The sequence below is a fragment of the Mycobacterium sp. NGS26 genome (genome assembly GCF_059813025.1).
On the sequence record NZ_JCALDU010000002.1, the window covers coordinates 825,523 to 838,561 of the forward strand.

Here is a 13,039-nt window from a genome sequence, read left to right on the forward strand (position 1 = left end):
AGCTGCTGAGATTACTCGGGCTGGCAGCGCGGGCACCACACCGACATCCGGCCGCCGGCCCGCCCGCGCGCGAGCCGGGTGCCGCAGCGCGGGCAGCTCGGGTCCGGCTCGTCGCGCACCGCGGTCAGCCAGCGGGGCAGGCCGGGCACCCGGCCGTGTCGCACCGCGGTGCGCAGCACCCGGGTCATCGCGGCGTGCAGGCGCTTGACGTCGTCGTCGTGCAGCTCGGCGACCGGGTGAGCCGGCCGCAGCCTGGCCCGCCAGCAGATCTCGTCGGTGAGCAGGTTGCCGAGCCCGGCGATCACCGACTGGTCCAAGAGCGTTGGCTTGAGCGCGCCGCGTCGCCCCGACAGCACGTCGCGAAACTCCCGCAGCTCGCCCTTGTCCAGCGACACCGTCAGCCGCTCGAAGCGCTGCGGCTCGGCGCCGTCGTCGGCGTGGTAGGGGTGGCCGGTCATGCCGCTGTGCACCAGCAGGGTCGGGCCGTTGGTGGGCAGTATCAGCCACTTGCCGTGCCGGCGTGGGGCCTTGAAGCGGTGCCCCGCGCAGCGGCGTCCGAGCGCGGCGGCGGTGTTGCGCAGGAACCCGGGTCGTGCACCTGCACGCGTTCGATGCGGCGGTCGGGCAGCGATTTGGCCAGCTCGCGCCGAAACCCCTCCACGTCGGGCAGTTCAGGCACGGCGTTTCGCCAGCCGCTCGGCGGGCCCGCTCAGCGAGCGGGCGTGACGGGACATGCCGGCCCACGGATCACGTTGCCCGGCAATCCGTTTCGGGATGTCGCGGATGGTGAACCGGTCGGACTGCAGGTCGCGGGCCCCCAATTCGTCCCACTCCAGCGGGGTGGCCACCGGCGCACCGGCGCGGGCCCGCACCGAGTACGGGGCAACCGCGGTCTGCGCGTACGCGTTTCGCATCACGTCGAGATACACGCGCCCGGCGCGCTTGTCCTTGCGCACCTCCACGGTGCGGTGCTCGGCGTCGTCGGCCGCGACCACCTCGGCGACGTCGCGGGCGAACTGCCGGGCGGTGTCGAAGTCGGTGTCGGGGCGCACCGGGACCACGACGTGCAGCCCGCGCGAGCCGGTGGTCTGGACGTAGCACGCCAGCCCGAGGTCATCCAGCACCCCGGCCGTCGCGCGCGCCGTCGCGCGCACCACCGCGAAGTCGGTGTCGGACGGGTCGAGGTCGAACACCAGCCGGTCGGGGTTGTGCAGACGATCGCGGCGCGACTGCCACACGTGCAACGTGATGCAGTTCTGGTTGGCCAGCCATTGCAACGCCTCCCGGCGGTCGGCCACCGGATGCACGACGCTGCCGCCCTCCTTCGCGACCTCGACGCCGCTCATCCAGTCCGGCAGCGACTCGGCGAAATCCTGTTGCACGAACCCCTGTTGGTCGATGCCGCGGGGAAACCGTTGCACGCTCAGCGGCCGGTCCCGCAGGTGCGGCAGCATCGTGCCGGCCACCTCGTCGTAATAGTCGACCAGTTCGCGCTTGGTGATTTCCTTGTGTGAGGACGAGCCGGGGAACAACACCCGGTCCGGGTGGGTGATTTCGACTTCAACTGCCATCAGCGTGTCTCCCGTACGACGTCGCGGGGGTCCTTGTCGATGCGCAGCCCTTGGTAGCGCGGGTGGCGCAGCTTGCCGTCGCGCGTCCACTCGGTGAACCCGATCTGCGCCACCAGCTCCGGGCGCACCCAGTGGGCGCCCTTCTCGTGCACCAGGCCCCGGGTGAACGGGGGCGCGTCCTGCTCGATGGGCGACAGCCGCTCGTGCAGGCTGTGCAGCGTGGCATCGTCGAATCCGGTGCCCACCTTGCCGGCGTAGACGAAATCGCGGCCCTCGTGGTAGCCGAGCAGCAGCGCACCCAACTCGACTCGGCTGCCCTTGGGGCTGGTATAGCCGCCGACCACGAATTCCTGGTCGCGAACGCATTTGAACTTCAGCCAGTTCGGCGAGCGGCGGCCGTCGTACACCGAGTCGGCCCGCTTGGCGATCACTCCCTCGTCGCCGCGGGCGCAGGCGGCCCGGTAGGCGGCGATGCCATCCTCGACGCGGTGCGGCGCGTAGCGCAGCGGGCCGCCGAAGTCGATCGCGTTGCGCAGCAGTCTTTTACGCCACGACAGCGGCACGTCGGTGATGCGCGAACCGTCCAGGTGCAGCAGGTCGAACAGGTAGTAGAAGACCGGAATCCGCGACACCAGGGCCGCGTCGGGCTTGGTGATGCCCAGCCGGCCCTGCAGCCGGGCGAAGCTGGTGCGCCGTCCCTCGAACGCGACCACCTCGCCGTCGACGACGAACCGGGTGGTGCGCTGGGCCGCGAGCGCGTCGACGAGCTCGGGGTAGGTTCCGTTGAGCGGCTGGCGGTTTCGCGACAACAGCCGCACCCGGTCGCCGTCGTGGAACGCCACGCAGCGCATCCCGTCGAACTTGCGCTCGAAGATCCATTGCGGGTCGGAGAACCGCTTCTCGGTCAGCGTGGCCAGGGTGGGCGACCGCCACTCGGGCACCGCCTCGTCGTGCAACGCCGCCCGCACCGAATCGGGCAGGTCGGCCAGACCGGTCACGACGACTCGTCCAGGTCGTCCAGCGTGCGGCCGGTCAGCACCGATTCCGGCTGGCTCTTGACCGGCTTTCGCCGCGCGTCGGCGTCCTCGTCCCTGCGTTTGACCAGCAGCCAGGTCTCGTCTTTGCCGTCGCGGATCCGGGTGAGCGCGAAACCGCCCTCCAGCTTTTCGCCGTGTAGGCGGAACGAAAGATGGCCGCGCTCAAGGCATTCGGACATGTCATGTTGGGTGGCGTTGTCGTAGGTTCCGCGGTCCCAGACGATGACGCCCCCCGCGCCGTACTCGCCTTCGGGGATCACCCCCTCGAAGTCCGAGTACTCCAGCGGGTGATCCTCGGTGCGGCGCGCCATCCGCCTGTCCTTCGGGTTTGTCGACGGCCCCTTGGGTATGGCCCAGGATACGAGCACGCCGTCGATCTCGAGGCGAAAGTCGTAGTGGTCGCTGCGCGCCGCGTGGTGCTGGATGACGAAAATGGGCCCGTTGCCCGACGCGGCGGCTTTCCCGCGCTTTCGTCCCCGCTCGCCGCGCGGCTCGGGGCTGCGGCCGGAGCGCCGTTTGCGCCGGTATTCGCTCAGGGACATGTCGGAGGCATACCCGTCGGCGGGTTCGGAAAACTGCTAGCCGCCGCGCCAGGTGAGCCGCATGCCGTTGCCCGCGAGCCAGCGCGACAGGTCGTAGCCGTTGCGGGCGAGGCCGTCGACCGCCGTCACCGCGCGCCGCACCGCCCGCTCGGCGACCTCGGGGGTCAGCAGGCCGTGGCGGACGGCGTCGAGCAGCTCGTCGACGTCGGCCAGGTCCGCTCCCGACCCGGTGCGGACCTCGATGTCGAGGTAGTGGTCCTCGGCGTGCCACAACCGGGGGCCCGGCGTGAATTCGCCCACGTCCAGGTAATAGTCGTGGTCGCGTTCGTGGCCGGGGTTGAAGTGGAACACCGTGGCGCGCAGGCCCAGCGACGGCAGCAGCCACGACTCCAGGTAGTGGAACTGGGCCCGGCCCGGGGTGGGCCGGGCGACGTACAGGCCCCACGGGTGCACGGCGTACTCGTCGACGGCCCGCACGATGCCCTTGGGGTCGGTGTTGGTGCGGGCGACCAGGTCGAACGTCTCGTGCTTGGGCGGATGCATGGCGTCACGTCACCGGGTCACCGGCGCTGCCGGATCTTGCACGGCACGAAACCAGCGTAGAACAGCGGCAACGCGGCCAGCATGCCCACGTCCAGCAGCCAGGCCGCCGGCGCGTGCTGCCAGAACCGGGACCATCCCGCCGCACAGTCCAGCTGAGCTATCACCGACACCACGAACAGCGCCATACTCTGCCCGCCGGAACGCACCAGGGACGAGGTGGCCAGCCCGAGCATCGCGGAGGCCACACACGTCACGGCGACCCACCCCGCCGGATAGGGCCACTTCGGCTACGACCGGAATGGTTGTCGGTGGCTGGCAGGCAACCGGCGGCCTGATTAGGCTTTCGCCCATGCAGCAGCTAATGCGTGTGGATACCGCTGGCCTGCAAGCGATGGCGACCCGCTGGGGCGCTTCGGTGGGCGAACTGAAAGCGACAGTGGCTCCGGCGGAGCTGGGCTTGTCGTGTCAGGCCAGCGCGGCCGCGGTCTCCGCCGCCCATGGCGAGGTGACCGCGTTCACAACGGCGTTGGCTGCGCACGTAGGTACTCGCGCAAGCCGCGTGACGGAGGCCGACATGGGCTACGTCGCCAATGAAGCCGACTCAGCCAACGAGATGGCTGCTCTGATCGCTCCGGTGACCGGCGTGTAACTGTGTCCAGGGTCGGAGGGTTTCCCTGTCTGTCGCAGCTGGTGGCCTGGCCCACCCAACATCTCACGGAAGCCGCCGACCACTGGGAACTTGTCGGCGGGCGGAGTTACGCGCTGGCCAGCCAGGTGTGGCGCGACGCGCTGTCGGTGGATTGGCAAGGCGAAGGCGCCGATGCGCTGCGTATCGCGACCCACGCCGACATGCTGACCACCAGCGCGGCGGCCGACCAACTGCAAGCGGCGGCCAAAGTTGCACGCAGCGGCGCCTCAGATCTATATGCGGCGCGCTCACGGGTGCGTTACGTTGTCGAGGACGCGCGCGCGGCGGGGTTCGCAGTGGGTGAAGACCTCTCGGTCACAGACCGCTCCGGCGGTGGATCGGCCGCACAGCGGGCCGCCCGGCAAACCCAAGCGCAGGCCTTCGCCGCCGACATCCGGCAACGCGCCGCAGAACTAGTCGCGCTCGATCAACAAGTTGCCGGCAAAGTCTCCGCAGCAATGGCCGGAATTTGCGAAACTTTTCCGCAGAACCCCGCCCCCGCGACCCCGCGGCCGTCGAAACCCAAGGCCCAAGTTGTCGACAACCACACCTTCAAACGAGACCCTCCACCACCGGGGCCACCGGGTCCGCCAACCAATCCGTTTGCGGGGTGGACTGACGAGCAAATGAGGCAAGTAGCGACCGAAATTGCCCACGGTCACGCTTTGGACCATTTCCCAGGAAAATCGCCGGCTGACCTGGCCAGGTCAATCTACGACGCGATGAAGGACCCCAACACCCGTTTCGGTACCAGCACCAAATCGGGTGGATTGGCGCTGTTGCGGGGTGATGGCACCCTTATTTTCATAAATCCCGCGGACGGCGATTACGGAACCGCCTACGTGCCTAAACCCCGCCCCGGGGACAGTTGGCGAACCCCGTTGGAGTACTTCGAGCAGAACACGAGAGCAGTAGAGCCACTAGCGCCTCCCATTCCGGGACGGCTGCCGCCCATTACGCCTGGCGAAATGGCACCCGGAGCACCTGCTTCACCTGCGCCAGGGCCGCGCCTAGCGCCCCCACCGGTCGAAGCGCCACCGGCGCCCAAGCCAGCGCCCGCAGCAAAGGGAGGTGAAGGGCCGATGATCGCCGGCGGACCGGGCCTTCCTATCGGACCAAGGTTGGCTCCGCCCCCGCACTATCACGGTCCGCACGTGATCGGCGACCCCGTCGAAGACCCGTGGGATTTTGACGAGCATTAGTTAGGTGCGCGATCTGGCTCGCCGTTGGTGTCGCGTCTCGTGGCAAGACGACGTCGATGGGAACGACAGGCGGCTTGCATCTGGATTCACAGTTCGCGGGGCTTGTGCTGCTCGTTGTACTGGCGACGCATCTCCCGCCCCCACCGCTCGATTTCCTCGATTTCCTCGGCTGTGCGAGGTCGGCCACCGCGGGGAAACAACAGCGTGGCGCGGTCATAGCCGCCGATTTTGCGGCGCCCCTGCAGGCCGCGTAACAGGCGCACCGCCTCGCTGTCAGAGAACCCAGTGACAGTCGCGAAATCCAAACCCGCGCCGACCAGGTCGCTGGCCCAAGTTATTTCGGTCAAGAACAGAACTCTTGCCCAATCGAGATTTGTCAGTGGCTCGCCGTTAGTGACTGCGCGCTGAAGGCGGACGGTGAGCGCTCCGAACTCCTCCCACGTCGACAATCCCAGCACCTGAAACGGAAACGGCGCGTCGGCCGCTGACAACGCCCACTGTTCCAGCGCCTGCGAGATGAAGTCGCGCTCCCTGTCGGTCAGATCGACGGCAACTAACTCTGAAGAATTTGTCATTGAAATCGATCCTAAAACCGGACCCCGACCTGGATCGCATCACGGTTAACGCCGAGAGCTGTTGGTGCGAGTTGGGGGCGCTTCCTTCTCCCGCGAGCGTACGGAGACACGCCGGGCAGCGCGGCATTCTGCGGACACTCGCGGGAAGACCTTGTCGGTGCGTGGCTCTACCCTGGTGGCATGGCTTTCGCCACCGAACACCCGGTAGTCGCGCATTCGGAATACCGCCCGGCCGCAGAGGACGTGGAGGGGCTGGTGCGCGCCGGCGGCCGCTTCGAGGTCGTCAGCCCGCACGCGCCTGCGGGCGACCAGCCGGCCGCCATCGACGAGCTGGAGCGGCGGATCCAGGCGGGGGAGCGTGACGTCGTGCTGCTCGGCGCCACGGGCACCGGAAAGTCGGCCACCACCGCCTGGCTCATCGAGCGGCTGCAGCGGCCCACGCTGGTCATGGCGCCCAACAAGACGCTGGCCGCGCAGCTGGCCAACGAGCTGCGAGAGATGTTGCCGCACAACGCCGTTGAGTACTTCGTGTCGTACTACGACTACTACCAGCCGGAGGCGTACATCGCGCAGACCGACACCTACATCGAGAAGGACAGCTCGATCAACGACGACGTGGAGCGGCTGCGGCACTCCGCGACGTCGGCGCTGCTGTCGCGCCGCGACGTGGTGGTGGTGGCGTCGGTGTCGTGCATCTACGGCCTGGGCACGCCGCAGTCCTACCTCGACCGGTCGGTGGAGCTGCGGGTCGGAACCGAGGTGCCCCGCGACGGGCTGCTGCGGCTGCTGGTCGACGTGCAGTACACCCGCAACGACCTGTCCTTCACCCGCGGCTCGTTCCGGGTGCGCGGCGACACCGTGGAGATCATCCCGTCCTACGAAGAGCTGGCCGTCCGCATCGAGTTCTTCGGCGACGAGATCGAGGCGCTGTACTACCTGCACCCGCTGACCGGCGAGGTGATCCGCCAGGTCGACTCGCTGCGGATCTTCCCCGCCACCCACTACGTGGCCGGTCCGGAACGGATGGCGCACGCGATCTCCACCATCGAGCAGGAGCTCGCCGAGCGGCTCGCCGAACTCGAAGGCCAAGGCAAGCTGCTGGAGGCCCAGCGCCTGCGGATGCGCACCAACTACGACATCGAGATGATGCGCCAGGTGGGGTTCTGCTCGGGCATCGAGAACTACTCCCGCCACATCGACGGCCGGGGCCCGGGCTCGCCGCCGGCGACGCTGCTCGACTACTTCCCGGAGGACTTCCTGCTCGTCATCGACGAGTCCCACGTGACCGTGCCGCAGATCGGCGGCATGTACGAGGGCGACATGTCCCGGAAACGCAACCTGGTCGAGTACGGCTTCCGCCTGCCGTCGGCCTGCGACAACCGGCCGCTGACCTGGGAGGAGTTCGCCGACCGGATCGGGCAGACGGTGTACCTGTCGGCCACCCCGGGACCGTACGAGCTCAGCCAGACGCAAGGCGAGTTCGTCGAGCAGGTGATCCGGCCGACCGGCCTGGTGGACCCCAAGGTGGTGGTGAAGCCGACCAAGGGACAGATCGACGACCTGATCGGGGAGATCCGCAAGCGCGCCGCCGCCGACGAGCGGGTGCTGGTGACGACGCTGACCAAGAAGATGGCCGAGGATCTCACCGACTACCTGCTCGAGATGGGCATCCGGGTGCGTTACCTGCACTCCGAGGTCGACACGCTGCGCCGGGTGGAGCTGCTGCGCCAGCTGCGGCTCGGCGACTACGACGTGCTGGTCGGCATCAACCTGCTGCGCGAGGGACTGGACCTGCCGGAGGTGTCGCTGGTGGCGATCCTCGACGCCGACAAGGAGGGCTTCCTGCGGTCGTCGCGCAGCCTCATCCAGACCATCGGCCGGGCCGCCCGCAACGTCTCCGGCGAGGTGCACATGTACGCCGACTCGATGACCGACTCGATGAAGGAGGCCATCGACGAGACCGAACGGCGCCGAGTCAAGCAGATCGCCTACAACGAGGCCAACGGCATCGACCCGCAGCCGTTGCGCAAGAAGATCGCCGACATCCTCGACCAGGTCTACCGCGAGGCCGACGATTCCGAGGCCATCGAGATCGGCTCCGGGCGCAGCGTGTCGCGCGGGCGCCGCGCCCAGGGCGAGCCGGGCCGAGTCGTCAGCGCCGGAGTGTTCGAGGGCCGCGACACCACCAACATGCCGCGCGCCGAGCTGGCCGACCTGATCAAGGATCTCACCGCGCAGATGATGGCCGCCGCCCGTGACCTGCAGTTCGAGCTGGCCGCGCGGTTCCGCGACGAGATCGCGGACCTCAAGAAGGAACTGCGCGGAATGGACGCCGCCGGGCTGAAGTGACGGATACCGCCACCATCACCACCGGCAGCTGGCGCGAGCTGCTGGGCGCCCGCTACCTGGGCACGTCCGTCGTGCTGGCCGGCGGGGTGGCGCTCTATGCCACCAACGAGTTCCTGACCATCAGCCTGCTGCCCAACACCGTCGCCGAAATCGGCGGCAGCCGCCTCTACGCGTGGGTGATGACCCTGTACCTGGTCGGGTCGGTGGTCGCGGCGACCATGGTCAGCCCGCTGCTGCTGCGCCTCGGCGCGCGCGCGTCGTACCTGATGGGGCTGGCCGTGTTCGCCGTCTCCAGCCTGGCCTGCGGGATGGCGCCCAACATGGAGACCCTGATCGCCGGGCGCGCGCTGCAAGGCGTGGCCGGCGGCCTGCTGGCCGGCCTCGGCTACGCGGTCATCAACGCGGCGCTGCCCCGCGCGCTGTGGACCCGGGCCTCGGCGCTGGTGTCGGCGATGTGGGGCGTGGCCACGGTCGTGGGGCCGGCGACCGGCGGCCTGTTCGCGCAATTCGGGTTGTGGCGCTTCGCGTTCGTCGCGATGGCGATCGTCACCGCCCTGATGGCCACGCTGGTACCGGTCGCGTTGGCCGCCGGCCGGGTCAACCCCCACGCCGCGGCACCGGCGATGAGGGTGCCGGTGTGGTCGCTGGTGCTGATCGGTGCGGCCGCGTTGGCGATCAGCGTCGCCCAGATCCCGCGCGACATCGTCGCCACGGCGGGTCTGCTCGCCGCCGCCGTTGCGCTGGTCGGAATGTTCGTGCTCGTCGACTGGCGCATGCACGCGGCGGTGTTGCCGCCCAGCGTATTTCGTGCCGGACCGTTGAAGTGGATCTACCTCACCATGGGCCTGCTGATGCTCGGCGCGATGGTGGACACCTACGTGCCGCTGTTCGGTCAGCGGCTGGCGCACCTGAGCCCGGTGGCGGCGGGATTCCTGGGCGCGGCGCTCGCGGTGGGCTGGACGGTCAGCGAGATCGTCAGCGCGTCGCTGGAAAACCAGCGGGCGATCGGGCGGGTGATCGCGGCCGCGCCGGTGGTGGTGGCCTCGGGCCTGGCGCTGGGCGCCTTCGCCCAGCGCGACAACGCGTCGGCCGGGACCGTCGCGCTCTGGACGCTGGCCCTGCTGGTCGCCGGCATCGGCATCGGGATGGCCTGGCCCCATTTGTCCGTGCGCGCAATGGATTCCGTCAACGACCCGGCCGAAGGCGGCGCGGCGGCCGCGGCGATCAACACCGTGCAGCTCATCTCGGCGGCATTCGGGGCGGGCCTGGCCGGCGTCGTGGTCAACGCGACCCCTGGCGGCGACGCGGTGGAGGCCCGCTGGTTGTTCGCCGTCTTCACCGCGCTGACCGCCGCCGGCGTGGTGGCCGCCTACGGGGCGGTGCGCGGCGACCGCTGAGCCCAAGTCACCGCGTCGACTTCACCACCTGTGAGTAGTGGAACTGCCACCGCTCGACGATGCGGAAACCCAGATAGCTCGGGAACCGATATGCCGGGGTGCGCCCGAATGCCCCCGGCGGCAGTGCTTGTCCAGCTTGGTGGTCGGGCAGCGACTTGTCCCTGTCGGTGATGGTCCAGATGGTGGAGCACTTGTTGATCTTGGCCGTCGTCAGCCACACCGCGACGTGGCCGTCCCACAGCGAGCCGACCTTGGGCCCGTAGACGCCGCGCTCGACGTCGATCACCGACTTGAACGTCGCCGGCCGGGTGGCCAGCAGGGCGCGGATCGGCCCGGGCCTCCAGGGCACGGTGTTGTCGGCGATCAGGCAGTCCCCGGGGGCCGCATGCGAGCCGATCAGGTCGGCCACCTGGCTGTAGTCCCACCCCTCCTTCGCGTACGGCCAGCGCTGCGTGAACAGGTAATTCGGCAGCGCCGCCACCGCGAACGCCAGCACGACGCCGGCGATGGGCCACGGCCTGCGGGCGATGGTCACGATGCACACGGCCATCGCGACGGCCGCGGCGGGCGCGGTGAAGATCAGGTAGCGCGGGTAGTAGACCGGTTCGCCGACGGCCGAGTACACGACTATCAGCCCGGTGGGAATGACCATCCAGGCCAGGCAGCTGACCAGAAGCCCGCGCACGTCGCCCCCCAGGCCCCGTGCGCCGGTCAGCCGGGCCGCCAACGCCCCGGCGACGAGGACTCCCGTGAGGATCGCGAACGGGACGCTGTGGTCGAAATACTGCCGCAGCACGATGTCGAAGGCGTAATGCCAACTGACGGGGTAGATCCAGTTGACCTGGAACACCTGCCCGTGTGCGAACACCATGAACGGCGCCATGACCCCGACGGCGACGGCCGAACCGGCGACCCACCAAATCACCTGGGACCTTCGCGAATTCGCGGGCGCCAACAACGGCAGCATCGCCGCGTACACCAGCACCAGCAGGACCAGGTTGAGGTTCAGCAGGATCGACAGCATCAATGCCAGCGCGTAGCACAACCACAACCGCGGCCGGTTGCGCCGAGCCGCGGCGACGAACAGCACGGTCAGCCAGACGGCCGCGGCCGCCGCGAAGGCGTAGGGGCGCGCTTCCATACCCGCCCAGGTGGTGCGCGGCAGAATCGCGAAGACGGCGCCCGCGCACAGCGCCGTCGCGCGCCCGGGGACGAACTGCTTGGTGAAGACCGTGACGCCGGCGGCGGCGGCCCCGATCGCCAGCGCGCTGGGGACCCGCGACCAGAACTCGGTCGGCGGAAATATCGCGAACCAGCCATGCATCAGCAGGTAGTACAGGCCGTGCACCGCGTCGATGTGACCCAGCAGTTTCCACAGCTCAGGCAGCGTGCGGCTGGCCGAGGCCGAGATAGTCGCCCCCTCGTCGAACCACAGCGAGGGCCGGCATGCCCAGGCGGCGCTGATCACGGCGGCCATCAGCGCGATCAGGGACGGGTCGAGCAGCCTGCCGGGCGAGCGGACGGGCGCGGGCGCGTCGACGACGTCGGGCGCGGGCCGCTCGACGGTGGGCATGGACATGATGCTTGTCACTTTAAGTCGCACCCGTCCGGCCTGCTCACCAGCCATCTTGTCGACGGAAGCCCGGCGGCGCCACGGGCCGTCGGATCGGCGCCGAGTGGCGGCCGGCGTTTCGCGAGAAGCTCTGGGATGCAACGCTTTCCGTCCGCGGCGCGCCGCGCCGATCGGGTGATGGCCGGAAAATCGTCCGTTGCCCCAGCGTTGCCGCAGCGTGTCGGGGGAATTTGCGGGTTGCGCCACGCCGCCGCTGTGTGGGTAATCTGACCCATCCTTCTCCGGCAACGCGATACTGTCTGGGGTTGGCGTAGCAACCGACACTGGGAGGGTAAATGAGCGCCTATCGGACTGTGGTGGTCGGGACCGACGGCTCGGACTCGTCGATGCGTGCGGTGGACAGGGCAGCCACCATCGCCGGGGCCGACGCCAAGTTGATCATCGCGTCGGCGTACCTACCCCAGCATGAGGACGGCCGGGCCGCCGACATCCTGAAGGAAGAGAGCTACAAGGTGTCGGGCACCGCCCCGATCTACGAGATCCTGCACGACGCCAGGGAGCGGGCGCACAAGGCCGGCGCCAAGAACGTGGAGGAGAAGCCGATCGTCGGCGCCCCGGTGGACGCCCTGGTGCACCTCGCCGAGGAGGCAAACGCCGACCTGCTGGTCGTCGGCAACGTCGGGCTGAGCACCATCGCGGGCCGGCTGCTGGGATCGGTGCCAGCCAACGTCTCGCGTCGCGCCAAGGTCGACGTGCTGATCGTGCACACCACGAACTGACGCGTTCTTTCGGTCTACCAGCGCCGCTGGCGCCACTCCTCGAGCTGGGGCCGCTCGGCGCCCAGCGTGGTGTCGTCGCCGTGGCCGGGGTAGACCACCGTCGCGTCGTCGAATCGATCGAAGACCCTCGTCTTGACGTCTTGGAAGAGGGAGTCGAACTCCGCCGGTTTCGTCGTCCGCCCGAGGCCGCCCGGGAACAGGCAGTCGCCGGTGAACAGCTGGGTGACGCCGCCGGTCGCGGGCCCGTCGAGGGCCAGCGCGATCGATCCGGGCGTGTGCCCGCGCAGGTGGATGACGTCGAAGGTCAGGTTGCCCACCCGCACCGTGTCGCCGCCCGACAGCAAACGGTCCGGTTTGACCGGCAGCGGCCCGGCGTCGATCTCGTTGGCGGCGGTCGGCGCGCCGGTGGCCGCGGCGACGGCCTCCAGCGCCTGCCAGTGATCGAAGTGCTGATGGCTCGTCACGATCAGCGACACCTTCGGAGCGTAGCGGCGGATCAGGTCCGTCAGGACCTCGGCGTCGTTGGCGGCGTCGATCAGCAGCGTTTCCCCGGTCTCCGCACAGGTCACCAGGTAGGCATTGTTGTCCATGGGGCCCACCGACGCCTTTAGAATCGTGGCGCCGGGTAGGGTCCGGCGGGCCGCGGTACCAGGATCGACATGTCCGGTGTAGTTGTCGGTGGGCACGACGGAGGCACTCATAGCGGCCACGTTACTGGTCGGCCGCTCGTTGTCGGTATGGGCACTTAGCATGGAATGCGCCGTGCGCAATCCTGTTCTACGA

Annotated in this window: 13 protein-coding genes and 1 pseudogene; 5 read left to right on the forward strand and 9 right to left on the reverse strand. The window is 69.0% G+C overall.

What is annotated here, in order from left to right; all coding sequences use genetic code 11:
- Window positions 1-11: 11 nt before the first annotated feature.
- The 6 genes and pseudogenes from AC5Y6X_RS10020 to AC5Y6X_RS10045 form a co-directional block, all read right to left on the reverse strand.
- Window positions 12-679 (reverse strand): annotated as a pseudogene (locus tag AC5Y6X_RS10020) (DNA-formamidopyrimidine glycosylase family protein).
- Complete coding sequence (gene ligD / locus AC5Y6X_RS10025) at window positions 672-1,574, reverse strand: non-homologous end-joining DNA ligase (protein ID WP_499986495.1); 903 nt, start codon at window positions 1,572-1,574, stop codon at window positions 672-674. Before ligD (AC5Y6X_RS10025) ends, AC5Y6X_RS10020 begins: the two are co-directional and overlap by 8 nt.
- Window positions 1,571-2,569: a non-homologous end-joining DNA ligase gene (ligD, locus tag AC5Y6X_RS10030; protein WP_499986245.1), complete on the reverse strand. Its 999-nt coding sequence runs from the start codon at window positions 2,567-2,569 to the stop codon at window positions 1,571-1,573. Before ligD (AC5Y6X_RS10030) ends, ligD (AC5Y6X_RS10025) begins: the two co-directional genes overlap by 4 nt.
- Window positions 2,566-3,150 carry a DNA polymerase ligase N-terminal domain-containing protein gene (locus AC5Y6X_RS10035; protein ID WP_499986247.1) on the reverse strand — a complete coding sequence of 195 codons (585 nt, stop codon included), beginning with the start codon at window positions 3,148-3,150 and terminating at the stop codon, window positions 2,566-2,568. The genes ligD (AC5Y6X_RS10030) and AC5Y6X_RS10035 overlap by 4 nt, the downstream gene beginning before the upstream one ends.
- A 36-nt stretch (window positions 3,151-3,186) precedes the next feature.
- Complete coding sequence (locus AC5Y6X_RS10040) at window positions 3,187-3,627, reverse strand: ribonuclease FAU-1 family protein (RefSeq protein ID WP_499986496.1); 441 nt, start codon at window positions 3,625-3,627, stop codon at window positions 3,187-3,189.
- A gap of 83 nt (window positions 3,628-3,710) precedes the next feature.
- Window positions 3,711-3,947 carry a hypothetical protein gene (locus tag AC5Y6X_RS10045; protein ID WP_499986249.1) on the reverse strand — a complete coding sequence of 79 codons (237 nt, stop codon included), beginning with the start codon at window positions 3,945-3,947 and terminating at the stop codon, window positions 3,711-3,713.
- 95 nt (window positions 3,948-4,042) lie between these two features.
- Between AC5Y6X_RS10045 and AC5Y6X_RS10050 the strand changes: the two genes are divergently transcribed.
- Together AC5Y6X_RS10050 and AC5Y6X_RS10055 are read left to right on the forward strand one after the other, a co-directional pair.
- The gene (locus AC5Y6X_RS10050; RefSeq protein ID WP_499986250.1) at window positions 4,043-4,342 is read left to right on the forward strand and encodes a hypothetical protein; all 300 of its coding nucleotides are present in this window, start codon (window positions 4,043-4,045) and stop codon (window positions 4,340-4,342) included.
- 2 nt (window positions 4,343-4,344) lie between these two features.
- Window positions 4,345-5,583 (forward strand): hypothetical protein, encoded by a 1,239-nt coding sequence (locus AC5Y6X_RS10055; protein WP_499986252.1) that lies wholly within the window; start codon window positions 4,345-4,347, stop codon window positions 5,581-5,583.
- Between the two features lie 86 nt (window positions 5,584-5,669).
- Here AC5Y6X_RS10055 and AC5Y6X_RS10060 read toward each other — a convergent pair whose 3' ends face one another.
- Window positions 5,670-6,158 (reverse strand): hypothetical protein, encoded by a 489-nt coding sequence (locus AC5Y6X_RS10060; protein WP_499986254.1) that lies wholly within the window; start codon window positions 6,156-6,158, stop codon window positions 5,670-5,672.
- 180 nt (window positions 6,159-6,338) lie between these two features.
- On the opposite strand from AC5Y6X_RS10060, the gene uvrB reads away from it, so the two are divergent.
- Together uvrB and AC5Y6X_RS10070 are read left to right on the forward strand one after the other, a co-directional pair.
- Window positions 6,339-8,507 carry an excinuclease ABC subunit UvrB gene (gene uvrB, locus AC5Y6X_RS10065; protein WP_499986255.1) on the forward strand — a complete coding sequence of 723 codons (2,169 nt, stop codon included), beginning with the start codon at window positions 6,339-6,341 and terminating at the stop codon, window positions 8,505-8,507.
- Window positions 8,504-9,904 (forward strand): MFS transporter, encoded by a 1,401-nt coding sequence (locus AC5Y6X_RS10070; protein WP_499986256.1) that lies wholly within the window; start codon window positions 8,504-8,506, stop codon window positions 9,902-9,904. The genes uvrB and AC5Y6X_RS10070 overlap by 4 nt, the downstream gene beginning before the upstream one ends.
- A 7-nt stretch (window positions 9,905-9,911) precedes the next feature.
- Here AC5Y6X_RS10070 and AC5Y6X_RS10075 read toward each other — a convergent pair whose 3' ends face one another.
- Window positions 9,912-11,483: a mannosyltransferase gene (locus tag AC5Y6X_RS10075; protein WP_499986258.1), complete on the reverse strand. Its 1,572-nt coding sequence runs from the start codon at window positions 11,481-11,483 to the stop codon at window positions 9,912-9,914.
- Between the two features lie 329 nt (window positions 11,484-11,812).
- Between AC5Y6X_RS10075 and AC5Y6X_RS10080 the strand changes: the two genes are divergently transcribed.
- Window positions 11,813-12,256 (forward strand): universal stress protein, encoded by a 444-nt coding sequence (locus AC5Y6X_RS10080; RefSeq protein WP_499986260.1) that lies wholly within the window; start codon window positions 11,813-11,815, stop codon window positions 12,254-12,256.
- Window positions 12,257-12,270: 14 nt separating this feature from the next.
- On the opposite strand, the gene AC5Y6X_RS10085 is transcribed toward AC5Y6X_RS10080, so the two are convergent.
- Complete coding sequence (locus AC5Y6X_RS10085) at window positions 12,271-12,957, reverse strand: MBL fold metallo-hydrolase (RefSeq protein ID WP_324677766.1); 687 nt, start codon at window positions 12,955-12,957, stop codon at window positions 12,271-12,273.
- Window positions 12,958-13,039 lie beyond the last annotated feature (82 nt).